The sequence below is a fragment of the Tepidamorphus gemmatus genome (genome assembly GCF_004346195.1).
In the GTDB taxonomy this organism is placed as follows: Bacteria; Pseudomonadota; Alphaproteobacteria; order Rhizobiales; family Tepidamorphaceae; genus Tepidamorphus; species Tepidamorphus gemmatus.
Map to the genome: position 1 here is coordinate 55776 of NZ_SMAK01000001.1, position 26920 is coordinate 82695.

The 26920-nt window shown below is 67.6% G+C and carries 23 protein-coding genes and 1 riboswitch; of the genes, 15 read left to right on the top strand and 8 right to left on the bottom strand.

Annotation, left to right across the window (positions count from 1 at the left end; genetic code table 11):
* Nucleotides 1-203: 203 nt before the first annotated feature.
* The gene (gene ppk2, locus EDC22_RS00265) at nucleotides 204-1076 is read right to left on the bottom strand and encodes a polyphosphate kinase 2 (protein ID WP_132804608.1); all 873 of its coding nucleotides are present in this window, start codon (nucleotides 1074-1076) and stop codon (nucleotides 204-206) included.
* A gap of 143 nt (nucleotides 1077-1219) precedes the next feature.
* On the opposite strand from ppk2, the gene EDC22_RS00270 reads away from it, so the two are divergent.
* The 7 genes from EDC22_RS00270 (at nucleotide 1220) to phoB (ending at nucleotide 8846) form a co-directional block, all read left to right on the top strand.
* Complete coding sequence (locus EDC22_RS00270) at nucleotides 1220-2533, top strand: ATP-binding protein (protein WP_245499558.1); 1314 nt, start codon at nucleotides 1220-1222, stop codon at nucleotides 2531-2533.
* Nucleotides 2534-2720: 187 nt separating this feature from the next.
* On the top strand, nucleotides 2721-3770 hold the full coding sequence (locus EDC22_RS00275) for a PstS family phosphate ABC transporter substrate-binding protein (RefSeq protein ID WP_207903651.1): 1050 nt from the start codon (nucleotides 2721-2723) through the stop codon (nucleotides 3768-3770).
* A gap of 85 nt (nucleotides 3771-3855) precedes the next feature.
* On the top strand, nucleotides 3856-5235 hold the full coding sequence (gene pstC, locus EDC22_RS00280) for a phosphate ABC transporter permease subunit PstC (protein ID WP_245499559.1): 1380 nt from the start codon (nucleotides 3856-3858) through the stop codon (nucleotides 5233-5235).
* Nucleotides 5232-6524 carry a phosphate ABC transporter permease PstA gene (pstA, locus tag EDC22_RS00285; protein WP_132804609.1) on the top strand — a complete coding sequence of 431 codons (1293 nt, stop codon included), beginning with the start codon at nucleotides 5232-5234 and terminating at the stop codon, nucleotides 6522-6524. The genes pstC and pstA overlap by 4 nt, the downstream gene beginning before the upstream one ends.
* A 40-nt stretch (nucleotides 6525-6564) precedes the next feature.
* Complete coding sequence (pstB, locus tag EDC22_RS00290) at nucleotides 6565-7371, top strand: phosphate ABC transporter ATP-binding protein PstB (protein WP_132805087.1); 807 nt, start codon at nucleotides 6565-6567, stop codon at nucleotides 7369-7371.
* Between the two features lie 37 nt (nucleotides 7372-7408).
* The gene (gene phoU / locus EDC22_RS00295) at nucleotides 7409-8131 is read left to right on the top strand and encodes a phosphate signaling complex protein PhoU (protein WP_132804610.1); all 723 of its coding nucleotides are present in this window, start codon (nucleotides 7409-7411) and stop codon (nucleotides 8129-8131) included.
* 10 nt (nucleotides 8132-8141) lie between these two features.
* Nucleotides 8142-8846, top strand: a complete 705-nt coding sequence (gene phoB / locus EDC22_RS00300) for a phosphate regulon transcriptional regulator PhoB (RefSeq protein WP_132804611.1) — start codon at nucleotides 8142-8144, stop codon at nucleotides 8844-8846.
* A gap of 189 nt (nucleotides 8847-9035) precedes the next feature.
* Here the strand turns inward: phoB and EDC22_RS00305 are convergent, their stop codons facing one another.
* Nucleotides 9036-9554, bottom strand: coding sequence for a GcrA family cell cycle regulator (locus EDC22_RS00305; RefSeq protein ID WP_132804612.1), 519 nt, complete (start codon nucleotides 9552-9554; stop codon nucleotides 9036-9038).
* 325 nt (nucleotides 9555-9879) lie between these two features.
* On the opposite strand from EDC22_RS00305, the gene EDC22_RS00310 reads away from it, so the two are divergent.
* The 3 genes from EDC22_RS00310 to EDC22_RS00320 are packed head-to-tail and all read left to right on the top strand — an operon-like array spanning nucleotide 9880 to nucleotide 13036.
* Complete coding sequence (locus tag EDC22_RS00310; protein WP_132804613.1) at nucleotides 9880-11130, top strand: aspartate aminotransferase family protein; 1251 nt, start codon at nucleotides 9880-9882, stop codon at nucleotides 11128-11130.
* Complete coding sequence (gene argF, locus EDC22_RS00315; protein ID WP_132804614.1) at nucleotides 11127-12047, top strand: ornithine carbamoyltransferase; 921 nt, start codon at nucleotides 11127-11129, stop codon at nucleotides 12045-12047. Before EDC22_RS00310 ends, argF begins: the two co-directional genes overlap by 4 nt.
* The gene (locus EDC22_RS00320; protein ID WP_425385499.1) at nucleotides 12044-13036 is read left to right on the top strand and encodes an Hsp33 family molecular chaperone; all 993 of its coding nucleotides are present in this window, start codon (nucleotides 12044-12046) and stop codon (nucleotides 13034-13036) included. The genes argF and EDC22_RS00320 overlap by 4 nt, the downstream gene beginning before the upstream one ends.
* A 237-nt stretch (nucleotides 13037-13273) precedes the next feature.
* Here EDC22_RS00320 and argE read toward each other — a convergent pair whose 3' ends face one another.
* Nucleotides 13274-14413 carry an acetylornithine deacetylase gene (gene argE, locus EDC22_RS00325; RefSeq protein ID WP_132805088.1) on the bottom strand — a complete coding sequence of 380 codons (1140 nt, stop codon included), beginning with the start codon at nucleotides 14411-14413 and terminating at the stop codon, nucleotides 13274-13276.
* A 236-nt stretch (nucleotides 14414-14649) separates the two neighbouring features.
* Here argE and EDC22_RS00330 point away from each other — a divergent pair, with 236 nt between their 5' ends.
* Both EDC22_RS00330 and EDC22_RS00335 read left to right on the top strand, forming a co-directional pair.
* Nucleotides 14650-15966 carry an efflux RND transporter periplasmic adaptor subunit gene (locus EDC22_RS00330; protein WP_132804616.1) on the top strand — a complete coding sequence of 439 codons (1317 nt, stop codon included), beginning with the start codon at nucleotides 14650-14652 and terminating at the stop codon, nucleotides 15964-15966.
* Nucleotides 15959-19084, top strand: coding sequence for an efflux RND transporter permease subunit (locus EDC22_RS00335; protein ID WP_132804617.1), 3126 nt, complete (start codon nucleotides 15959-15961; stop codon nucleotides 19082-19084). Before EDC22_RS00330 ends, EDC22_RS00335 begins: the two co-directional genes overlap by 8 nt.
* Nucleotides 19085-19091: 7 nt before the next feature.
* Here the strand turns inward: EDC22_RS00335 and EDC22_RS00340 are convergent, their stop codons facing one another.
* Genes EDC22_RS00340 through EDC22_RS00350 form a run of 3 tightly spaced genes read right to left on the bottom strand, consistent with a single transcriptional unit; the run spans nucleotide 19092 to nucleotide 22184 of the window.
* The gene (locus tag EDC22_RS00340) at nucleotides 19092-20540 is read right to left on the bottom strand and encodes a TrkH family potassium uptake protein (RefSeq protein ID WP_132804618.1); all 1449 of its coding nucleotides are present in this window, start codon (nucleotides 20538-20540) and stop codon (nucleotides 19092-19094) included.
* 30 nt (nucleotides 20541-20570) lie between these two features.
* Entirely contained in the window at nucleotides 20571-20963 is a 393-nt protein-coding gene (gene apaG, locus EDC22_RS00345) for a Co2+/Mg2+ efflux protein ApaG (protein WP_132804619.1), read from the bottom strand.
* Between the two features lie 9 nt (nucleotides 20964-20972).
* Nucleotides 20973-22184: an O-succinylhomoserine sulfhydrylase gene (locus tag EDC22_RS00350; protein WP_425385494.1), complete on the bottom strand. Its 1212-nt coding sequence runs from the start codon at nucleotides 22182-22184 to the stop codon at nucleotides 20973-20975.
* Nucleotides 22185-22248: 64 nt separating this feature from the next.
* Nucleotides 22249-22327: riboswitch (SAM riboswitch) on the bottom strand.
* 78 nt (nucleotides 22328-22405) lie between these two features.
* Here EDC22_RS00350 and EDC22_RS00355 point away from each other — a divergent pair.
* Nucleotides 22406-23521 carry a 2'-deoxycytidine 5'-triphosphate deaminase gene (locus EDC22_RS00355; protein WP_281048243.1) on the top strand — a complete coding sequence of 372 codons (1116 nt, stop codon included), beginning with the start codon at nucleotides 22406-22408 and terminating at the stop codon, nucleotides 23519-23521.
* A gap of 70 nt (nucleotides 23522-23591) precedes the next feature.
* Here EDC22_RS00355 and EDC22_RS00360 read toward each other — a convergent pair whose 3' ends face one another.
* Nucleotides 23592-24206, bottom strand: coding sequence for a TetR/AcrR family transcriptional regulator (locus EDC22_RS00360; RefSeq protein ID WP_132804621.1), 615 nt, complete (start codon nucleotides 24204-24206; stop codon nucleotides 23592-23594).
* Nucleotides 24207-24355: 149 nt separating this feature from the next.
* Between EDC22_RS00360 and EDC22_RS00365 the strand changes: the two genes are divergently transcribed.
* Nucleotides 24356-24985, top strand: coding sequence for an FMN-dependent NADH-azoreductase (locus EDC22_RS00365; RefSeq protein ID WP_132804622.1), 630 nt, complete (start codon nucleotides 24356-24358; stop codon nucleotides 24983-24985).
* A 122-nt stretch (nucleotides 24986-25107) separates the two neighbouring features.
* Entirely contained in the window at nucleotides 25108-26163 is a 1056-nt protein-coding gene (locus EDC22_RS00370) for a ligase-associated DNA damage response exonuclease (RefSeq protein WP_132804623.1), read from the top strand.
* Here the strand turns inward: EDC22_RS00370 and EDC22_RS00375 are convergent.
* Nucleotides 26156-26851 (bottom strand): DUF938 domain-containing protein, encoded by a 696-nt coding sequence (locus EDC22_RS00375; protein WP_245499562.1) that lies wholly within the window; start codon nucleotides 26849-26851, stop codon nucleotides 26156-26158. The two genes, EDC22_RS00370 and EDC22_RS00375, sit on opposite strands and share 8 nt — an antisense overlap.
* Between the last annotated feature and the right edge of the window lie 69 nt (nucleotides 26852-26920).

The window sequence follows — 26920 nt, forward strand, 5'->3', positions numbered from 1 at the left end:
GCGATGGGCAGCATGAAGCCCGCCCGCCGGGGTGTCGCACCGATTGCAACGCCGATCGGCAGGACGGTGGCGCCGGTCGCGGCAGGGCTGGCCATCACGCCCATTCGCCGCGCGGCGGCGTTCCCGGCATCGAGGACGGCACTGATGTGCTCGACATGCGCTTCTGCCTCGAACGGTGCTGGCATCGGCCAGCGTCCTGACGGTCAATCACCCCGGTCGAGCAGGAACGCGGGTGCCGGCAGGACGATCTTCGGGTCTGGCACTCCGACCACCGACCCGTCCTTGTTCGGATAGTCGCACTCAACGAGCACGACCCGCAGGGCATTGAGGCGGGTGCGCATCTTGTCGTTCGCCCGGATCACGGTCCATGGCGCGTGGGCGGTGTGGGTGCGTGTCAGCATTTCGTCACGGGCAATGGTGTATGAATCGAACTTCTCGATCGCCGCCAGGTCGATGTCGGACAGTTTCCACTGCTTCAGCGGGTCGTGGCGTCGCGCGTGAAACCGCTTCAGCTGCATCTCGCGTCCGATGTTCAGCCAGATCTTGATGAGCTTGATGCCGTCCTCGACCAGCATCTTCTCGAAATCGCCGACGGTGCGAAGGAAATGCTCGGTCTGATCCGGCGTGCAGAATCCCATCACCCGCTCGACGCCGGCCCGGTTGTACCAGGACCGGTCGAACAGGGCGATGTCACCCCTGGGCGGCAGATGGCGGACATAGCGCTGGAAGTACCATTCGCCGCGTTCCCTGTCGGTCGGCTTCGCCAGCGCCACCACGTAGGCATGGCGCGGATTGAGGTGCTGGGTGAAGCGGGTGATCGTCCCGCCCTTGCCGGCGGCGTCGCGCCCCTCGAACAGCACCACCAGCCGCTCGCCGGCGTCGCGGGCGAAGGCCTGGTACTTCAGCAGTTCGATCTGCAGCAGCCGCAGCTCGCGTTCATAGTCCTTGCGCTTCATCCGCCTGGTGTAGGGGAAGCCGCCCGAGCGCAACGCTGCCGCCTCGATCCAGTCCGGCAGCTTCTCATCGTCGAGGGAGAATGCCTCCGCCTTGGGCGGCATGTTGCTGGATCTGGGCATCAGGGGCAGACCTCCGGGGACGCGACAGGAGTCGACAGTAGCCCGAAAATGCCCGGAACGACACGGGCCGGCCGAGGCTCCGGGTTGGCGTTGGCGGCCGGCCGGATTAAACGAGGCAGCGACTTGTGCGCTGACCGGAGCCAATGGCCGCGCCCGTGCGAATGTGCGTCGATCGATCGTCCTGGCGCGCTCTTGAGCGCCGTCTGCGCCACTCGCGAGCCGCGCTGGCGGTCACGGCGATCGCGTTCCTCGTGGTCTGGGCGGCTGGCGGTATCCACGGCGCCCTGGCCGCGGCCGCCTTCCTGGCCGTGGCGGTGGTGATCGTGCTGAGCCGCAGCGCCGATCCTGCGGTCGGGCCCTCCAATGCCGGTCCCGACCCTTCCGCAGATCCGGTGGCCGATTATGCCGTGGTGGCTCAGGGGCTGCCCGAGCCGTGTTTTCTCATCGACGGGGCCGGCAGCCTGGTGTTCCAGAACGAGACGGCGCGCCGCCTGTTCGGGCCGCTGCCCGTCGGACAGCCGATCACCTCGCTGCTGCGCGATCCGGATGTCGGCAGCGCGATCGCCGCGGCGCTCTCGACAGGGCAGCAGGCGACCGTCACCTTCTTCGAGCGGGTGCCGAACGAGCGCTGGTTCGAATTGCGGGTGACGGCGCTTGCGCGGCCGGGCGAGCCGCGTGACGCCAGGCGGGTGTTCCTGGTGCTGCTGCGCGATCTGACCGAGGCGCGCCGGGTGGAGCGGATGCGCGCCGACTTCGTCGCCAACGCCAGTCACGAGCTGCGCACGCCGCTTGCCTCGCTGTCCGGCTTCATCGAGACGCTGCAGGGTCCGGCGCGCAACGATCCGGCGGCGCGCGAGCGGTTTCTCGAGGTGATGGCCGAGCAGGCGCGGCGCATGTCGCGGCTGATCGACGACCTGATGTCGCTCAGTCGCATCGAGGTGAAGGCGCATGTCGCGCCGGAGACGATCGTCGACCTCGCTCCAATCGTCGAGCATGTCGTCGATGCCATGCTGCCGCTGGCCAATGATAGCGGCGTCGAGCTGGTGGTCGCGATCGGCGACAGGCCGCTGCCGGTGCGCGGCGACCGTGACGAGCTGGCGCAGGTTTTCCAGAATCTCGTCCACAACGCGATCAAGTACGGGCACGAGGGGAAGCGCGTCGAAATCACGGCACGGGCCGAACGGCGGATGCCCGCCAAGCCGGCCAGGGCAATCGTCACGGTGGTCGATTTCGGCCAGGGCATCGCACCGGAGCATCTGCCGCGCCTGACCGAACGCTTCTATCGGGTGGACACGGCGACGAGCCGCGCGAAGGGTGGCACCGGGCTGGGCTTGGCGATCGTCAAGCACATCATCGCCCGCCATCGCGGCCAGCTGACGATCGAGAGCGAGCCCGGCAAGGGCGCCGCGTTCAGCGTCGCGATCGACCTGGAAGATGTTCCGTCACAACCATCCTGAGATGGATATTTACGATACCTGTCAAGGCATTAGAACGACATTCAATTGTCATCCTTTGTTCGTATAAGCATCGCGATCGCCGCCTAAGGTTTCTGTACGCGGCCCCTTGGGGATATCCGGAGCGGAGCCGTGTTCCGCCGGCGAGGCCTGCCCCGCCGGCCCAACCGATCCTGACAGGGAGATCGTCGTGAAAGCAATTTCGTTCGCCAGCGTCGCCGCCACCGCGGCCACGGTGGCCCTTCTCGCGTCGCCGGCGTCGGCCCGCGACCAGATCCGCGTTGTCGGCTCGTCCACCGTGTTTCCCTACTCCCAGGCGGTCGCCGAGCAGTATGCCAACGCCACCGGTGCCAAGGCACCGGTCGTCGAGTCGACCGGCACCGGCGGCGGCATGAAGATCTTCTGCGGTGGCGTCGGCCCGGATCACCCGGACGTCACCGGCGCCTCGCGCGCGATGAAGAAGTCGGAATGGGAGCTCTGCGAGTCGAACGGCGTCGTGGACATCACCGAATTGCAGATCGGCTTCGACGGTCTGTCGATCGCCGTGTCGCGCAACAACACCTTCGACTGGGACCTCACCGAGGCCGAGATCTTTGCCGCGCTCGCCGCAGAGGTCGTGGTGGACGGCGAGATCAAGCCGAACCCCTACAAGAAGTGGTCGCAGATCAATCCGAACCTGCCGGACATTGACATCGTCGTGTTCGGCCCGCCGCCGACCTCGGGCACGCGCGATGCATTCGTCGAGCTTGCGATGCACGACGGCTGCAACGCCTATCCGGAGATCAAGGCGCTGAAGGACAGCAACAAGGACCGCTGGAACGAGGTGTGCTCGCGGATGCGGCAGGACGGACCGTTCGTCGAGGCCGGAGAGAATGACAATCTGATCGTCCAGCGTCTGAATGCCGACCCCAACGTGCTGGGCATCTTCGGCTTCTCGTTCCTCTACGAGAACCAGGACACGCTGAAGGACGTGAAGGTCGATGGCGTGGACCCGTCGTTCGAGACCATCGCCGACGGTTCCTATGACATCGCCCGGCCGCTCTTCATCTATGTGAAGAATGCGCACCGCGGTGTCATCCCCGGCCTGGAGGAGTTCCTTGCGGAATACGTCTCCGACGCGGCGATCGGCAAGGGAGGATATCTGGCCGAGCGCGGCCTGACCGTGATGCCCGACGACCAGATCAAGGAGATGCAGGAGCGCGTCCGGCAGTCCATCAAGATGAGCGCTCCGGCCTCCTGAGGCCCTGCAACTGCCTGCCGGACCGCGCCGTCCCGATCGGCGCGGTCCACTTCACGAATGCCCAGACCCCGGGCCGGAGGCTGTCGTGGCCGGTTACGCCTTCATCCTCATCCTGTTCATGTCGCTCCTCGCCTTCTACATCGGCAGGTCGGCGGGCAACCGTTTTCACGTGGCGGCTGGACGCGACACGCATTCGCTACCCGGTTACCACGGCGCCTTCGTGGCGGTGTGGGTGGGGATTCCGGTGCTGGTCCTGGTTCTGCTGTGGCTCGGGCTGCAGCGACCGGTCATCGACCAGCTGCTGATCGCCTCGCTTCCCGACGCGATGACGGCTGGAGCGGATCGGGCCCAGCTGAGCCTGTACATTTCCGAGATCCGCAACGTGGCGTCCGGGCGGATCTTCGCCGAGCCGACGGAGGCAATACGGATCGCCGCCAACTCCCTCGTCCGGTGGGAGGCGCTGGCGCGCTGGGCGATGCTCGTCGTCGCGATGGCCGTGATGCTGGTCGCGCTGATCATTGCCCGGTCCCGGCTGACGCCGCGCTTCAGGGCGCGCAATGCCGTCGAGCGCGTGCTCTCGGGACTGATGATCTTCTGCTCCCTGGTGGCGATCCTGACGACGCTCGGGATCATCGTCTCGCTGCTCTACGAGGCCTGGCAGTTCTTCCGGCTGGTGCCGGTAACGGAATTCCTGTTCGGTCTGAGGTGGGAACCGCAGATCGCCATTCGCGCCGACCAGGTCGCCGGACAGGGCGCATTCGGCGCGGTCCCGGTGTTCACGGGTACCCTGCTGATCGCCACCATCGCGATGCTCGTCGCCACCCCGATCGGCATCTTCACGGCGATCTATCTGGTCGAATACGCCAACGAGCGCACGCGCAAAATGGTCAAGCCGGTCATGGAGATCCTCGCCGGCGTGCCGACGGTCGTGTACGGCTTCTTCGCAGTGCTGGTTGTTGCTCCCGCCGTCCGCCAGACCGGCTCGCTGGTGGGGCTGGAAATCTCGCCGAACAGTGCGCTGACCGCCGGTGCGGTGATGGGCATCATGATCATCCCGTTCATCTCCTCGCTGTCAGACGATGCGCTGAAGGCGGTGCCCAGGGCGATGCGCGACGGCTCGCTGGCGCTGGGGGCGACGCGTGGCGAGACCGTGACCAAGGTGCTCCTGCCAGCCGCGCTGCCCGGCATCATGGGCGGTATCCTGCTGGCGCTCAGCCGCGCCATCGGCGAGACGATGATCGTTGTCATGGCCGCCGGCCTGATCGCTTCGCTCACCTTCAATCCGCTCGATTCGGTGACGACGGTCACCGTCCAGATCGTGACGCTGCTGATTGGCGATACGGAGTTCGACAGCCCGAAGACGCTTGCCGCCTTTGCGCTCGGCCTGGTGCTGTTCGCGGTGACGCTGTGCCTCAACGTCATCGCGCTCAGGATCGTGCAGAAATACCGGGAGCAGTACGAATGAGTTCCTCCGACGCAAGCCTCTCGGCGAGTTTCGACTGGTCGAGCCAAACCGCTGCCGCACGCCGGCGCAAGCGCCATGCGGCAGACCGGCGCCTCCAGCTCTGCGGCATCGCGGCCATCACCGTCGCGCTCGGGCTGCTGGCGGTCCTGCTGATCTCGCTGATCTCGAACGGCTATCGCGCCTTCGTGCAGACGATGGTGACCATCCCGGTCTATGTGAACCCGGACCATGTCAATGCCGACGACCCCGCCCGCGGCAATTACAGGGCCATCGTCGCGCAGTCGCTGCAGGCGCTGTTCCCGGACGTCACCGACCCGGCCGAGCAGCGGCTCCTGGGGCAGATTCTCACGAACAACAGCCAGTTCTTCGTGCGCGATCGTGTTGTTGCCGATCCCTCGCTGATCGGACGCACCTTCGAGCTGACGACGCCTGCGGCCGATCCATTCGACCAGCTCGAGAAGGGCGTCATCCGCCGCGACCTGCCGGAGAGCCAGCGTCGCGTCAGCGACCTGCAGATCGGCTGGTTCGACAAGCTGAAGGCCGAGGGACGGATCTCCACACCGTTCAACTGGGGCCTGTTTCTCAACGCCGACAGCCGCTTCCCGGAGCTTGCCGGCCTGTCGGGAGCGATCGTCGGATCGTTCTATGCGCTGCTTGTCTGCTTCCTGATCTCATTCCCGGTCGGGATCGCCGCAGCCGTCTATCTGGAGGAGTTCGCCCCGAAGAACCGATGGACCGACCTCGTCGAGGTGAACATCAACAACCTTGCCGCCGTACCCTCGATCGTCTTCGGCCTGCTCGGTCTGGCGGTGTTTCTCGGCTTCTTCGGGCTGCCGCGATCCGCACCGCTGGTCGGCGGCATGGTGCTGTCGCTGATGACGCTGCCGACGATGATCATCGTCACCCGGGCATCGCTGAAGGCGGTGCCGCCGTCGATCCGCGAGGCCGCGCTCGGCTTGGGGGCGTCGCGTCATCAGGTGATCACCGACCATGTGCTGCCGCTGGCGCTGCCCGGCATCCTGACCGGCACGATCATCGGGCTTGCCCAGGCGCTCGGCGAGACGGCGCCGCTGCTGCTGATCGGCATGAACGCCTTCATCACCGCGCCGCCCGGCGGCCTGCTCGATGCCTCGACGGCCCTGCCGACGCAGATCTTCATCTGGGCGGACAGCCCCGAGCGGGGCTTCGTCGACCGGACATCGGCGGCGATCCTGGTCCTGCTCGGTTTCCTGGTCCTGATGAACGGGATCGCCATCTTCCTGCGCCAGCGCCTCGAGCGCACCTGGTAGCCGGCGCTTCAAGGAGCACATGATGAACGACGCCGCAGTGATGGAACGTCCGGCACATCTGACGACGGTGATCCCCGACCCGGACATGAACCCGGTCAAGGTGGAGGCGCGCGACGTGTGCGTCTTCTACGGTGCCAAGCAGGCGCTGTTCAATGTCTCGATCGACATTCCGGAGCGGTCGGTGACCGCCTTCATCGGCCCGTCGGGCTGCGGCAAGTCGACGTTCCTCAGATGCATCAACCGGATGAACGACACGATCGACGGGACGCGCGTTACCGGCCGCATCACGCTCGACGGACGCGACATCTACGAGCCGAGCCTCGATGTCGTGGAGCTGCGCGCCAGGGTCGGCATGGTGTTCCAGAAGCCGAACCCGTTTCCGAAGTCGATCTACGACAACGTTGCCTACGGCCCGCGCATCCACGGCCTTGCGCGCGGCAAGGCCGAGCTCGATGCAGTCGTCGAGGCGAGCCTCAGGAAGGCAGGGCTGTGGAACGAGGTGAAGGACCGGCTGGACGACCCCGGCACCGGTCTGTCGGGCGGCCAGCAGCAGCGCCTGTGCATCGCCCGCGCGATCGCCGTCAACCCGGAGGTGATCCTGATGGACGAACCCTGTTCGGCGCTCGATCCGATCGCCACGGCCCGCATCGAGGAGCTGATCGACGAGCTCAAGGCCAACTACTGCATCATCATCGTCACCCATTCGATGCAGCAGGCCGCGCGGGTGTCGCAGCGCACCGCGTTCTTCCATCTGGGTAACCTGGTCGAGGTGGGGCCGACGCAGCATGTCTTCACCAATCCCAGGGACACCCGCACCCACGACTACATCACCGGCCGCTTCGGCTGAGGCAACGCCATCCTCCCGGGCGGCGCAGGAGAGGACCATGACCGAACACATCGTCTCGTCCTACGATGAGGAACTGCAGAAGCTTTCGCTGATGATCAGCCGCATGGGCGGCCATGCCGAGAAGCTGCTCACCGACGCCATCACGGCGCTCAACCGCCGCGACCAGGCGCTGGCGATGCGCACCATCGCGGCCGACGACGAGATCGATCGGCTCGAGCGCGAGGTGGAGGACCTTGCCATCCTGATGATCGCCAAGCGTCAGCCAATGGCACTGGACCTGCGCCAGATCATGGCGGCGATCAAGATCTCGTCGGATCTGGAGCGGATCGGCGATCTGGCCAAGAACATCGCCAAGCGGGCGGTTGCCGTGCAGTCCGAGCCGGGCTCGCGCCAGACCGTGCTCGGCATCGACCACATGAGCCAGATTGCGCTCGAGCAGCTCAAGAACGTGCTCGACAGCTTCGCCCGCCGCGATGTCGATCTGGCGTTGGAGGTCTGGGGACGCGATGCCGAACTCGACGTGATGTACACGTCGATCTTCCGCGAGCTCCTGACCTACATGATGGAGGATCCGCGCAACATCACCTTCGCCACGCATCTGTTGTTCGCGGCGAAGAACATCGAGCGGATCGGCGATCACGTCACCAACATCGCCGAAACGGTGGCCTATCTGGTGCGCGGCGAACCCTTGCTCGAGAAGCGGCCGAAGATGGACCAGTCCAGCTTCGCCACCGCCGATCTGCCGCAGACCGATGACTGAGCGGACGCACATGGCCAGGAATGCAAAGGTCCTGATTGTCGAGGACGAGGAACCGCTGACGCTGCTGTTGCGCTACAACCTCGAGGCCGAGGGCTATGCCGTCGAGTCGGTCGGCCGCGGTGATGAGGCGGAGACGCGCATCCGAGAGGTGACGCCGGATCTGGTGCTGCTCGACTGGATGCTGCCGGGCATCTCGGGAATCGAGCTGTGTCGCCGGCTGCGGGCGAGGCCCGAGACGGCAAACCTGCCGGTCATCATGCTGACCGCGCGCGGCGAGGAAAGCGAACGCATCCGGGGCCTGGCGACCGGCGCCGACGACTATGTCACCAAGCCATTCTCGCTGCCCGAACTGATGGCGCGGGTGAAGGCGATCCTGCGCCGGGCGCGGCCGGAGATCATCGCCTCGGTGCTGCAGGCCGGCGATATCGAGCTGAACCGCGAGACCCACCGCGTCCGCCGCGGCGGCCGCGAGGTGCATCTCGGCCCGACCGAGTTCCGGCTGCTGGAGTTCCTGATGCAGAGCCCGGGCCGCGTGTTCACCCGCGAACAGCTGCTCGACGGTGTCTGGGGACGTGACGTCTACGTCGACGAGCGCACCGTCGACGTCCATGTCGGCCGGTTGCGCAAGGCGATCAATCGCGGCCGCAAGATCGACCCGATCCGCACGGTGCGCGGCGCCGGTTACGCGTTCAACGAGCAGTTCGCCGCCAACTGACAGCCGGGGGGCGCGCGGTCGGCCATCCACCCTGAACGGGCGCACGGCGAGTCGAGCGGTGCGGCAAGTGCACACGACCGGCGCGGTCGCGCCTGTCTCATTCAAGCGGCTGCGTCACTTCTGCCACCGCCCTTCCGCGGCAGTCCGCGCCGCCCGGCGGTGCGAATGGCGGCGCGGGCGGCGATGGCCTCAGCGTCCGCGCCGCCGGTCTCCGGCCGGCTGGTAGGCGATGCGGCAGTGATGTTCGCAATAGGGCATGCCGGGTTCCGAACGACGACCGCAGAAGTAGAATTCGGCGCTGCCAGGATCGCCGACCGGCCATTTGCAGGTCTGCTCGGTCAGCTGCAGGATCGTGACCCGTTCCTCCGGCAGGATGAACAGCTCTTCCACCACCGCCGGCGCGCGGACCTGCACGACCACCTCCTCCTCCACCTCCTCGTCGAGCTCCGGCGACAGAGCGACCTTGAGGACCGTGTTGCCGATGACACGTGCCGCCGGGCGCGGCGGCAGCGAGGGTCGGCGCACCTTGCGCTGGCGGGGCGCCGCGGGTCGCGCCGCCTTGGCACGCCCCGAGAGCCCGAGCCGGTGAACCTTGCCGATCACCGCATTGCGGGTCACACCGCCCAGCTCGGCGGCGATCTGGCTCGCGCTCAGGCCGTCACCCCACAGCTTCTTGAGAAGTTCGACGCGCTCATCCGACCAAGACATTTCGCCGCTCCATATCGTCTGTGCGGACGGAATCCGGACCCCCGACGGAATCGCCCGACAGGCGAGCTCCCGCCCCTGCACCACAAATAGGTGATTCAACTGGTCCGCCGCACGAAATGTCGTATATCGACGGTTGAAGGCTACAATATGGGCGGACTCTCGGGCAACCCCGGCGCTTACCTTTCCTTAGCAATTTCCCCAGAAAGCGTCGGGGTGATTCGCGAATGCAACAGTGCCGGCCCGACGCCGCGGCCCGCGGTGTGCCGCCCGCCAGCAGGTCGCTGCAATTGACAGTGTCGGCCACGCAAATATTATGATCTGCATGATGCCGCCGTGGGAGGCGGCATTATTCGTTTCAGCATCAGGATCGACGACCGTGACGTCTGCGCTCTATCCGACATTCGCGCGGGCAGACCTTGCTTTCGAGCGGGGAGAAGGCGTGCGCCTGTTCACCGCCGATGGCACGGAGTACCTGGATTTCGCCAGCGGCATCGCGGTGAACTCGCTCGGCCACTGCCATCCGCACCTCGTCAAGGCCCTGACCGAACAGGCCGGCCGGGTGTGGCATGTCTCCAACCTGTATCAGGTGCCGGGGCAGGAGGAGCTGGCGCGACGTCTGACGGAGAATTCCTTCGCGGATGCGGTGTTCTTCACGAATTCCGGCGCCGAGGCGCTGGAATGTGCGATCAAGACGGCGCGGCGCTATCACTATGCCTCGGGGAGTCCCGAGCGCTACCGCCTGATCACCTTTGAAGGCGCGTTCCACGGCCGCACGCTGGCGACGATCGCCGCAGGCGGCCAGCCGAAATACCTGGAGGGTTTCGGTCCGGCGGTTGACGGCTTCGACCAGGTGCCGTTCGACGATCTCGATGCGGTCAGGGCCGCCATCGGCCCGCAGACCGCCGGGATCCTGATCGAGCCGGTACAGGGGGAGGGCGGCCTGCGGCCGGTGCCGTTTGCGACGATGCGGGCGCTTCGGGCGCTCTGCGATGAGCACGGTCTGCTGCTGATCGTCGACGAGGTGCAATGCGGCGTCGCCCGGACCGGGAAGCTGTTCGCCTATGAATGGTCAGGCATCGAACCCGACATCATGGCGCTTGCCAAGGGAATCGGCGGCGGCTTCCCGATGGGGGCCTGCCTGGCGACCCGCGAGGCGGTGAAGGGGATGGTGCACGGCGTGCACGGCACTACCTTCGGCGGCAATCCGCTGGCGATGGCCGTCGGCAATGCGGTGCTGGACGTGGTGCTGGAACCCGGGTTCATCGATCACGTGCGGGAAATGGGTCTCAGGTTCCGCCAGGGGCTGGCGCGGATTGCCGACGAGCATCCGGGGATCATCGAGACGGTCCGAGGCGAGGGCTTGATGATGGGCGTCAAGTGCCGTGTGCCCAACAAGGAGCTGGTTGCAGCGCTGCAGGCGGAAAGGTTGCTGTGCGTCGGTGCCGGCGACAATGTCGTGCGGCTGATGCCGCCGCTGATCGTCGAAGCGTCCGACATCGATGCGGCGCTGGATCGGATCGATGCCGCCTGCCGCGCCCTCGAGGCCGCGGCAGCGCTGCGGAGGGCGAGCGCATGAGCCGGACCTATCGCAATTTCGTCGATCTCAGCGAGATTCCTGCCGTCGAACTGCGGCGGATCATCGACGACAGCCGCCGGATGAAGGCCGACGGAGACGGGCGCGTGCCGCGGCTGGCCGGGCGAACGCTGGCCATGATCTTCGACAAGCCGTCGACCCGCACCCGCGTCTCCTTCGATGTTGCCATGCGGCAGCTGGGCGGCGACACGATCTTCCTGACCGGCAGCGAGATGCAGCTCGGCCGCGGCGAGACGATCGGCGACACGGCGCGGGTCCTGTCGCGCTATGTCGACGCGATCGTCATTCGCATCCTCGACCACAAGGCGGTGCGCGAGCTTGCCGACAACGCCACGATCCCGGTCATCAACGGCCTCACCCGCCTGTCGCATCCCTGCCAGGTGATGGCGGATGTGCTGACCTTCGAGGAGCACAAGGGTCCGATCGCCGGCCGTACCATTGCGTGGACCGGTGACAGCAACAACGTCACCGCCTCGTGGATCCATGCCGCAGCCCGGTTCGACTTCGCGCTGCGGATTGCCTCGCCCAAGGCTCTGGCCCCGCGTCCCGAGCTGATCGAGTGGGCGCGTGCGGAAGGGGCGTCGGTCACGGTCACCACCGATCCGTTCGAAGCGGTCGCCGGCGCCGACTGCGTGGTCACCGACACCTGGGTGTCGATGGGCGACAGCGAGCGGGAGCGCCGCCACAACATGCTGAAGCCCTATCAGGTCAACGACGCGCTGATGGCGGAAGCGGCGCCGGGAGCGATCTTCATGCACTGCCTGCCGGCCCACCGCGGCGAGGAAGTGACGGATTCGGTCATGGACGGCCCGCAGTCGGTGGTGTTCGACGAGGCGGAAAACCGGTTGCACGCCCAGAAGGGCATCCTGGCCTGGTGCTTCGGGGCCGGCGCGACCTGATGGCCTCCCGCCCGCCTGCGGCCGCGGTGCTTGATGCCGCGGCGGACGATTTCGTGCTCCCCTTCGCGGTGGACGGTCTGGACGTGCGCGGCCGGCTGGTCCGGCTCGGCCCGGCCATCGACACGATCCTCGCCCGGCACGGCTATCCGGACTCGGTCTGCGCGCTGATCGCCGAAGCCGCGGCGCTGACCATCCTGCTGGGCTCGACCCTGAAGACCATGGGTCGATTCATCCTGCAGACCCAGTCCGACGGGCCGGTGCGGCTGATGGTGGTCGATCTTGAATTGCCCGATCGGGTGCGCGCCTGCGCAAGTTTCGATGCCCGGCGCGTCGAGGCGCTCGAGCGCGCCGGCGAGGCACAGGCCGGCAACCTGCTCGGCGCCGGAAGTCTGGCCATGACGATCGATCCGGGGCCGCCGGCCTCCCGCTACCAGGGCATCGTGCCGCTCACCGGCGGCTCTCTGGAGGATGCTGCCCATCTCTACTTCAGGCAGTCCGAACAGATCCCCACCTCGGTTCGGCTCGCGGCCGCGCGAGCCTTCCGCTCCTCGCCCGACCGCGACCGCGGGCTGCACTGGCGGTGTGGCGGCATCATCGTCCAGCACCTTCCCGCGTCCGGCCCCGCGCGGATGGCGGATCTGCCGCCCGGCGACGCGCCCGAGGGGGCGGCGCTCGACCCGCAGCTCGAACCGGACGAATGGAGCGAGGCGCGGCTGATCGCCGAGACGGTCGAGGACCACGAGCTGATCGATCCCTCGATCACCGCCGGCCAGCTGCTCTACCGGCTCTATCACGAGCGCGGGGTTCGGGTGTTCGACCCGCAGGCGATCGTCGAGCGCTGCCGCTGCTCGCGCGAGGGCATCACGGCGATGCTGTCGACCTTCCCGGATGCTGACCGCGAACACATGGTTCGCGACGGCATGATTGAGGTGACGTGCGAGTTCTGCTCGACCCGTTACCGGATCGACCCAGCCAGCCTCGCGGGCTGAAGCTGCGCTCGCCTGCGCGGCGGTCGCGGAGGCCATCCGACCGTCCACCCCCGGTGACATTCCGGACCGCCTTCGGGCCGGGGCGTGAACGGGGTGGAGAGCCGATGGCGTCGTGGCATCCAGATCCCGATCCGTCGGCCATGCTTCGGCGCGGATGGGGCGGTGCGTGGGCCCGGCATGGGGGATGCCGGACTGGCACCCCGACTACGCCCCGACATGCGCGAGGACAGCCTGACCTCAGATGCCGGCGCGGGCGGTTTCCGCCAGGCGGGTCATGAAGGCGACGCAGGCGTCGATCTGCGCAGCCTCGATGTATTCGTCGGGCTGGTGCGCCTGGGCGATGTCGCCGGGGCCGCAGACGATGGTCGGGATGCCGCGTGCCTGGAACAGCCCGCCTTCCGTCGCATAGGCAACGGTCGAGGTGGTGTTGCGGCCGGTGAGCCGCATGGCCAGCGTCTCGGCGAGGGAACCGGGCTCGGGGGCAAGGCCGACGACGTCCACCTCGGTGATGGTGCGGATGTCGGTCGTCGCCGCGACCCGGCGCAGCTTCGGCAGCACCGTCTCGCGCGCGAAACGCTCGAACCGGGTCAGCAGGTCGCGCGCGTCCCTGCCCGGCAGCGAGCGCACCTCCCACAGAAACCCGCAATGAAGCGGCACGATGTTGTGGGCGGTGCCGCCCCAGATGCGGCCGACATGGACCGTCGTGTAGGGCGGATCGAAGCGTCCGCTGGGATCGCCGGCCAGGATCATGTCGTCGCGCATCCTGGCGATCTCGCCGAGCAGTTCACCGGCGGCAAGGATGGCGTTGGCGCCCCGGTCGATATGGGCGGAGTGGGCCTCGTGGCCGGTGATCTCGGTGCGGAAATCGACGATCGTCTTGTGGGCGTCGACGACGCCCATCCGCGTCGGCTCGCCGACGATCACCGCGGCCGGCATCGGCAGATCTGCGCCGAGCGCAGCGATCATGCTGCGCACGCCGGTGCAGCCGAGTTCCTCGTCATAGGACAGGGCGAGATGCACCGGGCTCGCCAGCGGCTTCTCCAGCAAGGTCGGCACCATGGCCAGCGCGGTGGCGACGAAGCCCTTCATGTCGGCAGTGCCGCGGCCATAGAGGCGGCCCGATCGTTCGGTCAGGGTGAACGGGTCGGTCGTCCAGGGCTGGCCGTCGACGGGGACGCAATCGGTATGACCTGAAAGCGCGATGCCGCCACGGTCGGTCGGGCCGATGGTCGCGAACAGATTGGCCTTGGTGCCGTCCTCGTTCGGTACCAGATGCGCCTCGATGCCGTGGTCTGCCAGGTAATCCCGGACGAACCGGATGAGCGGCAGGTTCGAGTTCCGGCTCGTCGTGTCGAACGCGACGAGACGGGCGAGCATCTCCTTCGGCGCGTAGATCGGGCCTGTCAATGGAAGATCCTGTGTCGTGTGACCGAGCCGGGATACTTAGCGACAAAGTCGCGCTCGTCAAACGTCTGTCCGATCCGATATATCTCCTGGAATGAATTGGGGATCGTCTTGGTCGGGGGCGCGATCGAACGAACCTTCAGGGACCGCCGGCCGTGAAGCCGCCTGAACATCAACCTGGTCTGCGTCCGGCCTGGACGGTGGGGCGAATGCTTGCCCTTGCCGTGAAGGGACTGTTGCCGCTCGCCGTGCTGGCCGGGACAGCCTGGGGTTACATGGTGCTGCAGGCCTCGAAGCCGCAGGTTCCCCACGCCGAGCGGCAGGAGCGGGTCTTCACCGTCGAGACCGTCGAGGCCGTCTACGCCAGCCATCGCCCCCGCATCGTCGCCTACGGAACCATCACGCCGGGCCGGCAGGTTGCCCTGCGCGCGCTTGTCGCAGGCGAGGTCGTGGCGATCGGCGAGGCGCTGCGCGAGGGCGGCAGCGTTGATGCCGGCGAGCCGCTCGTCTCGGTCGATCCGTTCCAGTATGAGGGGGCGCTCATCGAGGCGCGGGCCGACCTCCAGGAGGCGCGGGCGCGGCTGGCGGAGCGCGAGGCCTCGATCGGGCTGCAGCAGATTACCCTCGAAAATGCACGCGAGCAGCTGGCGATCGCCGAACGCGATCTCGATCGGGCGCGCACGCTGTCGCAGCGCGGTTCGCTTGCCCAGCAGTCGCTGGAGGCGCGCCAGCTTACCGTCGCGCAGCGACGGCTCGCCGTGCAGACCGCCGAATCGACGCTGGAAATCCAGCGGGCCCAGCGCGAACAGCTCGAAGCCCAGATCGCCCGGCTGGAATGGCGTGTGCAGCTGGCCGAACGCAATCTGTCGAACGTCGTGCTGAAGGCGCCCTTCAATGCCTATGTCGGCTCGGTCGCGGCCGAGGTTGGCAAGCTGCTCAGCGTCAACGACGTCGTGGCCGTTCTCGTCGCGCGCGACGACTTCGACGTCCGATTTGCGCTCACCGACGCACAGTATGGCCGGCTGGTGTCGGATGGCCTGCTCGGCCGTCCGGTGTCGGTGACCTGGCGGATGGGCCGGGAGAAGCGGACGCATCAGGCGACCATCGAGCGCATTGCACCGGAGATCGCCGCGCAGCGCGGCGGTGTCGACGTCTATGCCCGCATCGACACCGACTCGACACCGGCGCATCTGCGGCCGGGCGCCTTTGTCGAGGTCGAGCTCGACGACAGTACCTACGAGCGGGTGGTGCGCGTCCCCTCCTCGGCGCTCTACGGCACCGACCGCATCTACGTCGTCGAGGGCGGGCGGCTCGCCGGCCGATCGGTCGAGGTCGTCGGCTATGACGGCGCCGACCTGCTGATACGGGGGGAGGTCGCGGACGGCGAGCGCATCGTCACGACGCGCATCACCGGCGCCGGTGACGGGGTGAAGGTGCAGGAGCAGGCGTCCTTGCCGGCACCCGCCGGCGGGCGGGTACCGGCCGCGGAACATCAGTCGGCCGTGGAGCGCGACGACCATGGCTGACACGGACGTCGCCACGCCGATCCGCTTCTTCATCCGCCACCCGATAGCAGCCAACCTGCTGATGGTGATGATGCTGCTGTTCGGCGTCGTCGGCCTGACGAAGCTGAACACCCAGTTCTTCCCCTCCACCGAGATCCCCCGTGTCTCGGTCACGGTGTCTTGGCCGGGGGCGAGCGCGGAAGACGTGGAAAAGAACATCCTGCAGGCGATCGAGCCGGAACTGCGCTTCCTCGATGGCCTTGACCGGATGTTCTCCTATGCCCGCGAAGGAGCAGGCAGCATCTCGCTGGAATTTGCGCCCGGAACCGACATGCAGATCGCGGTCTCCGAGGTCGAGGCGGCGGTGAACGGCGTCACCACGCTGCCCGACGATGTCGAGACGCCGAAGATCCGGCGTTCGGTCTGGTACGAGGGCGTGGCCAGCATCGCGATTTCCGGCCCATTCAGCGAACAGGCGCTCAGGGCCTATGCGCGCGAGATCCGAGATGGGCTGATCGCTGCCGGGATCGACCAGGTGGAATTCACCGGCTTCCGCGATCCGGAGATATGGATCGACGTCCCCGAGCACGCCTTGCAGCGGCTCGGAATGACGCTCTCCGATATCGCCCAGCGCGTCGGGGCCGCGACCAGGGATCTGCCGTCCGGCACACTCGAGGGCACGGTCGAGATGCAGTTGCGCTCGCTTGGGCGCGATCCCGATGCCGCCGCGGTCGGGCAGATCGAGGTGGTCTCGCGGGAAACCGGCGAGAAGGTGCTGCTGCGCGACATCGCCTCGGTTGAGGAGACCTTCGAGCGCAACCAGATCATCGGCTATCACGAGGGCAACCGGGCGATCGAGCTGGCCGTGCAGCGGGCGGTCTCCGCCGACACGCTGACCACGGCCCGGATCCTCGAGGACTATATCGAGGCGATCCGGCCGACGCTGCCCGAAACGCTGCGGCTCGAGGTCTACGACGTGCGCTCGGACGCGCTGGTCGACCGCATCAACCTGCTGGTGAAGAACGGGCTGTCCGGTCTGCTGCTGGTCATGGCGGTGCTGTTCCTGTTCCTCAATGCCCGCATCGCCTTCTGGGTGGCGGCCGGGATCCCGGTGGCCATGTTCACGACGCTCGGCTTCATGTGGCTGACCGGGCAGTCGATCAACATGATGTCGCTGTTCGCGCTGATCATGTGCCTTGGCATCATCGTCGACGATGCCATCGTCGTCGGCGAGCACACGGCGACCCGATATGCGATGGGGGACGATCCGGTGATGGCATCGGAGCGTGGCACCGGCCAGATGATGTGGCCGGTGATCGCCGCGATCCTGACGACGCAGGCGGCGTTCTTCCCGCTGCTCATGATCCGCGACACCATCGGCCAGATCATGTACGCGCTGCCGATGGTGGTGCTCGCCGTCCTGACCGCGAGCCTGATCGAATGCCTGCTGATCCTGCCGGGACATCTGCGACACAGCCTGACTTCGATGCGGGCCGAGCCGGGCCGGTTTCGTCGGGCCTTCGATGCAGGCTTCGGATGGGTGCGCGACCGGCCGTTCCGCGCCCTCGTCGCCCTCGCCTTTCACTGGCGCTACGTGACCCTGTCGCTGTCGGTATCCGCCCTGGTTCTGGCGCTCGCGCTCGTGTCGGCCGGTCGCATCGGCTTCCAGTTCTTCCCGACGGCGGAAGCCGAGAACGTCACGGCGCGGCTGACCTTCGCGGCCGGGACGCCGGATTCTGAGGTGCTTGAGGGGGTCGGACGCGTCGAGGATGCGCTGCGCGAGGCCGAGCGCAGGCTCGGCGCGGCGCCGGGCGAACTGGTGGTGACGAGCTTCGCCACCATCGGCAAGGCCGGCCAGTCGCGCGGCATGAACTTCGCGGAGATCGCGGTGCAGCTCACCCTGTCGGAGGAGCGGGAGGTGCGCACCTCCGAAATCATCGCGGCCTGGCGCGAGGCCGTCCCGAGGATTGCGGGCCTCGAAAACCTTACCATGAGCGGCCGGCGCGGCGGTCCGCAGGGGCGCGATATCGACATCCGCCTGACTGGCGCATCCTCGGCGGTGCTCAAGCAGGCCGCCCTCGAGGTGCAGACCCTGCTGGCGACCTATCCCGGAGTCTCGGCGATCGATGACGACCTGCCCTATGGCAAGCCGGAAATCGTCATGGCGCTGAAGCCGCGCGGCGAGGCGCTCGGCTTCACGCCGCTCAGCGTCGGCCAGCAGGTGCGCGACGCCTTCGAGGGGGCGCTGGCGCGCCGCGTCCCGGCCGGCGAGGAGGAGATCGCGATCCGCGTGCGCCGTGACCGGCAGGTTGCCGGTGTCGGTGGCCTGATGGATCTCAGTCTGCGCTCGCCCAGTGGCGCGTTCGTGCCGCTGACGGAGGTGGTCGATCTCGAGGAGCGCCAGGGCTTCGCGGTGATCGCACGCATCGACGGCAAGACCACCGTTTCGGTAACCGCCGATCTCGATCAGGACGTGGTGACGACCGTCGAACTGGCCCGGGCGCTGGCCGACGGGCCGCTGCAGGCAGTCGCGTCGAAGTATGGCATCACCTACGAGTTCGCCGGCCGCGAGGAGGAGCGCAGGAACTCTTTCGCAGACCTGCGCTTCGGCGCGGTGATCGCGCTGGGAGCGATCTACCTGATCCTCGCCTGGATCTTCGCCAGCTACTGGCGGCCACTGGCGGTGATGACGATCATTCCGTTCGGCATCACCGGGGCGATCATCGGCCACTTCCTGATGGGCTTTCCGCTGACGATCCTGAGCCTGATGGGGTTGCTCGGCCTCGCCGGTATCCTCGTCAACGACTCGATCATCCTGGTCAGCCGGGTGGATGCGCGGCTGCGCAGCGGCGACCGGCTTGCCGAGGCCGCGATCGGAGCCTCCTGCGACCGGTTCCGGGCGGTGCTGCTGACCTCGCTGACGACCGTCGGCGGTCTCGTTCCGCTGCTGTTCGAGACGAGCCTCCAGGCGCAGTTCCTGCTGCCGATGGCTGTCACCATGGTCTTCGGGCTGTCGGTGGCGACGGCCTTCGTCCTGTTCCTGGTGCCGGCGGTGATCGGCGTCGGCGACGACATCGCGCGCGCGGCCGCCGCCTACATGCGGCTCGGCCGCCGGCCGACCGCGACACCGGCGGAATAGCCCGGTCTCAGCGCCGCCAGAACGCCGGAACGAACAGGATCAGGACGGTGAACACCTCGAGCCGCCCGACCAGCATCCCGGCCGCCAGCAGCCACTTCGCCGCATCCGGCAGCGGAGCGAAGGTGCCCGCCGGGCCGATGATCGGCCCCAGCCCCGGTCCGACGTTGGAGATCGCCGTCGCGGCGCCGGAGACGGCGGTGATCGTGTCGAGGCCGATGAGGCTGAGCGCCACGCTGAGCACGACGAAGCAGGCGAGGAACAGGAACAGGAAGCTGAGCACGGCCGCCGACACGTTGTCGGTCAGTGGCCGGCCGTTGTAGCGCTTGACGAACACGCCGGAGGGATAGGTGATGCGGCGTGCGTGCTGGCGGATGTTCTCGAACAGGACGACGACGCGGAACACCTTAATCCCGCACGAGGTCGAGCCGGAGCAGCCGCCGATGAAGGTCGCGGTCAGGAACAGGCCGGCGGCCAGCGGTCCCCACAGCCCGTAATCGACCGAGGCATAGCCGGTACCGGTCATGATCGAGGTCATGTTGAACAGGGCCTCGCGGAAGCGGGTAGCGGACGGATAGTCCATCTGCTGGCCTTCGGAGAGCCAGGCGAGCACGGCCAGCGTCAGCAGGATGGCGAAGAAGGCGCGCACCTGCTCGTCGCGGATCATTGCCAGCGGATGGCCCTGCACGGCCCGCACGTAGAGCAGGAAGGGCAGGCTGCCGGCGATCATGAAGCCGACCGAGATCCACTCGATCGCCGGTGAGGCGAAGTAGCCGATCGAGGCGTCCTTCGACGAGAAACCACCGGTCGCGACGGTTGTCATGGCGTGCATGATCGCATCGAGCAGGTTCATGCCGGCAAGGCCATAGGCGATCGCGCAGGCGGCGGTCAGCGCGATGTAGATGCCGGTCAGCGATCCCGAGATCTGGGTGGCGCGCGGCAGGATCTTGTCGGGGGTGTCGAAGGCTTCGGCCCGGAACAGCTGCATGCCGCCGACCTGCAGCATCGGCAGCACGGCGACCGCCATGACGACGATGCCGAGGCCGCCGATCCACTGCAGCAGCGCGCGCCAGAACAGGATGCCCGGCGGCGCGTGGTCGAGCCCGACGATGACCGTCGAGCCGGTGGTGGTGAGGCCGGACATCGCCTCGAAGAACGCATCGGCATGGCTGAGATCGAGTCGGGACCAGGCGAAGGGCAGCGCTCCGAACGCCGCCGCGACGATCCACACCGAGGTGGTCAGCACGAAGGCTTCGCGAAGTCCCAGCCGGGCGTCAGCGCCGCGGCAGGTCACCCACATGGTCACGCCGATGAACACCGTGATCAGCCCTGCGGCGACGAAGACGATCCAGTCGTCGTTGTCGTGAGCGATGTCGACGAGCGCCGGCACCAGCATGGCGCAACCCAGCGTCGCGAGAAACACGCCCATCACCAGGAAGATCGGCCGGAAATCGAGCACTATGTCCTGCGGGCTGTCCTGAGGTTGGGATCAGTTGATGGTGGGTTTGACGTAGGGGCTGTCAAGGGAGAAGGCCGGAATCGCCGCGTGAAAGCGTTCACCGCTGGCGGTCGCCATTTCGTAGCTGCCGGACATCATGCCGGAGGGGGTGGCAAGCGGCACGCCGCTGGTGTAGCGGAACGCCTCGCCCGGCCCGAGCACGGGCTGCTCGCCGACGACACCCGGTCCGCGCACCTCGAATGTCTTGCCGGACGCGTCGACGATCAGCCAGCGGCGGTTGATGAGCTGGACGGTTTCGGCGCCGGTATTGGCGATCTCGATCGTGTAGGTCCAGAAATAGGCTCCGGCATCCGGCGACGAGCGATCCTCGCTGAAGGCCGGCTCGACGGTGACGACGACACCCCGGGTTTCCGCGCGATACATGGCGGCAGTCTAGAGACTCGCGAGCCCCCGCGCGAGATCGCGTTCGAGATCGCGGGGATCCTCGAGGCCGATCGACAGGCGCAACATGCCGTCTGTGATGCCAAGCGCTGCCCGCGCCTCTGGCGTGAGGCGCTGGTGCGTGGTCGTCGCGGGATGCGTGACGAGGCTCTTGGCGTCACCGAGATTGTTGGAGATCTTGATGATCTGCAGGGCGTTGGCGACCTTGAAGGCGCCGGTCTTGCCGCCCTCCACCTCGAAGGCGATCATCGGGCCGCCGAAGGCCATCTGGCGGCGTACCACGTCGGCCTGCGGATGATCGTCGCGGCCGGGATAGATCACGCGGACGATGCCCGGCTGGCCGGACAGGAAGTCCGCGATGCGCGCGGCGCTGGCGCATTGGCGTTCGACGCGCAGCGCCAGCGTCTCGAGCCCTTTGAGCATCACCCAGGCGTTGAAGGGGCTGAGACTCGGTCCCGTGTGGCGGTAGAAATCCTTCAGTTCGGTCGCGACGAATTCCTCCGAGGCGAGGATGACGCCGCCAAGACAGCGACCCTGACCGTCGATGTGCTTGGTCGCCGAGTAGACGACGACATCGGCGCCATGGTGCATCGGACGCTGGCCGAGCGGCGTGGCAAAGACGTTGTCGACGACGAGCCGGGCACCGGCGTCGTGGGCGATGTCGGCGATCGCCTGAAGGTCGAGCACCTCGAGCGTCGGATTGGTGGGCGTCTCGAGGAAGAACACCTTCGTTTCGGGGCGCACCGCCGCCTTCCACTGCGCGAGATCCGTGCCGTCGACGAGCGTGCAGGGCACACCGTAGCGCGGCAGCAGGTCCTCGATGACGTAGAGACAGGAACCGAACAGGGCGCGCGAGGCGACGACATGATCGCCGGCGCGCAACTGGCAGAGCAGGGCCGCGGTGACCGCGGCCATGCCGCTGGCGGTGCCGCGCGCAGCCTCGGCGCCCTCGATCATCGCCATGCGCTTCTCGAACATGTCGACGGTCGGATTGGCGTAGCGCGAATAGATGAAGCCGCCAGCCTCGCCCTTGAAACGCGCCTCGGCAGCTTCGGCGCTGTCGTAGACGAAGCCGGAGTTGAGGAACAGAGCCTCCGAGGTCTCGCCGAAGCCGGAGCGCGTGGTGCCGCCATGGACGAGCAGGGTCTCGAGGCCGGGTGCCTCGCCGGGAGCGACGTGGGTGGCTGATGCGATGCGGTTCACGACCATCCTCCATGCTGGAGGGCCGGGAGACGAAAAAACCCGGATGGCCTTGTCGGCGCAACCGGGCTCGTTCGGCCCGGCCTTTTAGCGAGTTGTTTTACGTGGCTGCAAGCCGGCCGGCCCAAATCACCACGAACGGCGTTCTGGTACGCCGGTGCCGCCTTGGCGTCAAGCGCCGGCTCGGCTATTGGTGCCTTGGCTCGTGTCAGGGGACCGCGCGCTTGGGCGAAGAATCGGCGATCAATCCGGGCGACCGCGCCCCCGGCATCCTGCCGGCGGAGGCGATCCGGCGGATGGTGGCGAACCGGCAGATCATCGCCGGCGGCGATCTCGCGGCCGACCAGATCCAACCGGCGAGCCTCGATCTGCGGCTCGGCCGGACCGCCTACCGGGTCCGCGCCAGTTTCCTGCCCGGTCGGCGCCATACCGTGCAGGAGCGGCTGAAGCCGCTGATGATGCACCGGATCGATCTCACCGGCGGTGCTGTGCTCGAGACCGGCTGCGTCTACATCGTGCCGCTGCTCGAGGAGCTGCGGCTGCCCGGCCATATCGCCGCCGACGCCAATCCGAAGAGCTCAACCGGCCGCCTCGACGTGTTCACGCGGGTGATCGCCGACAATTCGCGCGCCTTCGACAAGGTCGAAGCCGGCTATCACGGTCCGCTCTACATCGAGATCAGCCCGCGGACCTTCCCGGTCCTCGTCAGGACCGGATCGCGGCTGTCGCAGATCCGGTTCCGGCGCGGCCATGCGGTGCTCGACGACGCGGCAACGCGGAGGCTGCACCTCGCCGAGCGATTGGTCGACACCGACGAGCCGGACATTTCCGGGGGCATTGCCGTCAGCGTCGATCTGGCGGGGCAGGGCGGGCTGGTCGGCTATCGCGCCAAGCGGCATACGGCGGTCGTCGATATCGACAGGCGGGAGGCCTGCGATGTGGCCGAGTTCTGGGACCTGATCGAGGCGCGGCCCGGGCGTACGCTGATCCTCGATCCGGACGAGTTCTACATCCTCGCCTCGAAGGAGGCCGTGCATGTGCCGCCGGCATTTGCGGCGGAGATGGTGCCGTTCGATCCGCTGGTCGGCGAATTCCGCGTCCACTATGCCGGTTTCTTCGATCCGGGTTTCGGTCATGCTGCGGCTGGCGGTCACGGCGCGCGGGCGGTGCTCGAAGTCAGGAGCCGCGAGGTGCCGTTCATCCTCGAGGACGGCCAGATCGTCGGGCGTCTCGTCTATGAACGGCTGACGGAGCGGCCGGCCAGCCTGTACGGCACCGACATCGGCTCGCACTACCAGGCGCAGGGCCTGAAGCTGTCGAAGCATTTCCGGGCGGGGTAGCCGGCCTCGGGGGACGCCGGTCTGCCACGCTAGCCGAGACGGCCGGCAGGCGCATCAGGCAGCGACGCGATCACGGCAGGTGTGAGGCGATCAGGTCGTCGCTCAGCGCGACGAAGCGGCAGGCGGGGCCGCGGTGGCCCTCGCTCTGGATGTTGACCCGCGCGCCCTCGAGCATCAGGAAGATTCCGTCGGCGACGAGTTCCGGATCGCGCAGTCCGGCCTCGCGGCACAATCGCAGCACATTCTGCCTGTGGCTGCGCTTGTGCGATTCGATCACCGCGCGGGCAGGATGGTCCGGTTCGGTGATCTGCACGCCGGCATTGGCGACGGCGCAGCCGCGCGAGTCGCCCGACGAAACGTCCTCGGCCATCCAGCGCACCCATTCGCGCAGCTGCGCCAGGGGATCGCCGGGATGGCGTGCCGCGATGCAGTCCCAGACCTTGGCATCCTCTTCGGCGACGCGGCGCAGATATTCCGCCACCAACTCGTCCTTGGAGGCGAAGTGGCGGTAGAGCGTCATCTTGTTGGTGCCGGCAGCCTCGGCAATCGTCTCGACGCCGACGGCACGGATGCCCTGGCGGTAGAACAGGTCGCGGGCGACAGCGAGAATGCGCTCGCGCGGCGGCACCTTGCCGTCTGCCGGGGGTACCGGTCCATGCGGCGCCCGGCTTGCCGATGTGCTCATCACGATCCTGCCGTTTCTCCCCGTCCGCAAATTCCGGGCATTGCCCTTGACAAGGGTGTTACCGGTCAGTACCTATGAGCCCGATACCGATCGGTAACATCCATATAGTCCACGACGTCCTTCCGGACAAGGAACCGCAGGAAGACATCATGCGTAACATCCTGTTCATCATCACCAGCCCGCGCGGCGCGGAGTCGCTATCGACGAAGGTGGCGCGCACGCTGGTCGACGATCTGAAGCGGGCCGCCCCCGGTACCACCGTTGTCACCCGTGATCTCGGTGCCGAGCCGCTGCCGCACCTTGAGGCGACGGCGCTGGGCGGGTTCTTCACGCCAGCCGACCAGCAGACTGCAGACCAGAAGGCGGCGGCCGCCCTGTCCGATACGCTGATTGCCGAACTGAAGGCCGCCGACACGATCGTCATCGCCTCGGCGATGATCAACTTCACGATCACCTCGACGCTGAAGTCGTGGTTCGACCATGTCACCCGCGCCGGCATCACCTTCCGCTACACCGAGGACGGCAGGCCGGAGGGTCTCGTCACCGGCAAGAAGGTGTACCTGGTCGTGGCCACCGGCGGCGTCTACAGCAAGCCGCCGCTCGACGCGATCGACTTCCAGACACCCTACATCAAGCACATGCTCGGCTTCCTGGGCATGACCGACGTCGAGATCGTGCGCGTCGAGGGGTCGATCTTCGGGCCGGAGGCGGCCGAGAAGGCGGTGGCCGAGGCGACCGCCGCGGTCAAAGCGTTGACGCGTGAGGCGCTGGCGGCCTGAGCTGCGGCCGTGAACGGCCGGCAGGCCCGGTGACGCCCGTCCTGACCTGTGATGTGACTGGCGCCCGGTCTGGCGACCGGGCGCATCCTTGTGCGGGGATGGTGCACGTGTAGGCTGGCGCGATGCGTCCCGACGACATCCTGACACCAACCCCGCGCGGCCTGTTCTGCCGTCCGGGCGGTTTCTTCATCGATCCGGTGCGGCCGGTCGATCGGGCGCTGATCACCCACGGCCATTCGGATCATGCACGGTCTGGCCACGCAGCCGTGCTCGCCACCGCCGAGACGCTGGCGGTGATGGCGGCCCGCTACGGCGAGGACTTCGCCGCCGCGCGCCAGACGGCGCGGATCAACGAGCCGGTCCGCATCGGCGACACGACCGTCTCGTTCCACCCGGCCGGCCACGTGCTCGGCTCCGCGCAGATCCTGGTCGAGGCGGGCGGCCTGAGGATCGTCGTCACCGGCGACTACAAGCGGGAGGCCGATCCGACCTGCGCCGCGTTCGAGCTCGTCGCCTGCGACGTGCTGGTCTCCGAGGCGACCTTCGGTCTGCCGGTATTCCGCCATCCGGATCCGCGCGGCGAGATCAGCAAGCTGATCCGCTCGCTGGCGCTGTTTCCCGACCGAACCCATGTTGTCGGCGCCTATTCGCTCGGCAAGGCGCAGCGGGTGATCGCGCTCCTGCGCGAGGCCGGCCACGACCGGCCGATTTACATCCACGGCGCGCTCGAGGCGATCTGCGCGCTCTACGAGCGGGCAGGCGTACGGCTCGGGCCGCTCGTTCCGGTGCGTGCGACCAGAGGCGATCTCGCCGGCGAGATCGTCGTGGCGCCGCCGGGCTCGACGGGCGATGTCTGGGCACGGCGCTTCGCCGATCCGGTCACCGCCCTTGCGTCCGGCTGGATGCGGGTCAGGGCGCGGGCGCGGCAGAACGGGGTGGAACTGCCGCTGGTCGTTTCCGATCACGCCGACTGGGATGACCTGACCCGCACGGTGATCGAGACAGGATGCGCCGAGCTGTGGGTCACGCACGGCCAGGAGGACGCGCTCGTCCATTGGGCGGAGACGCGCGGACTCGCCGCCCGGCCGCTGCGCCTCGTCGGCTACGAGGAGGCGGAGGCCGAAGGCGCTGGTCCCGCGTCAAAGGACCGGCGGCCAGAGAATCCGGCGGTCAGCTGACCGTTCCGCCCGCTCCAGGGTGGCGGACAAGCACCAGCACCGTGTTGTTGGCCGGCATGGCCATCACCTGTCGCAACGACAGGCCGCGGACCGCGGCGGCCTGTGCCACGTCTTCGGTGTCGCGGACGCCCCAGGCGGGGTTGCGGCGGCGCAGGCCGGCGTCGAAGCTGACGTTGGACTGAGACACGAAATCGCCCGAACGCGAGAAGCAGCCATAGACGAACAAGAGACCATCCGCCGACAGAAGCGCCGCGGCGCCGTCCAGGAGGCCCAGCGTTGCCCGCCAAGGCGCGATGTGCACGACGTTGATCGCCACCATCAGGTCGAACCGCTGGCCGAGGCGGCCGTGCCAGTCCAGCAGTTCCAGGTCGATCGGCAGCGGCGGCGCGAGGTTCGCAAGACCGCAATGCTCGCGCCATGCCGCGATCGAGGCAAGGCCAGCCGGGTCACGGTCGCTCGGCTGCCAGCGGGTCTGCGGAAAGGCCTCGGCGAAGGCCACGGCATGCTCGCCGGAGCCGCTTGCGAGTTCGAGCGCCTGCGCCGGCACGCGCCCGCCGAGCGCCGCGTGCAGCGCCTGCAGGATCGGTTCCCGGTTGCGTGCGGCCGCCGGCATGAACAGCCGCCCGCCCGCCGCGTCGTCCGAGGGCAGCCAGCCCATCGCGGGGCCTGAAGTCCCGGTTGCGGCCATCTTGCGTTCTCTCCGGATACCCGTCAGCCTTCGCCTGGGCGCGACCTGCCGGCCCGCCTGTCCCGTCTG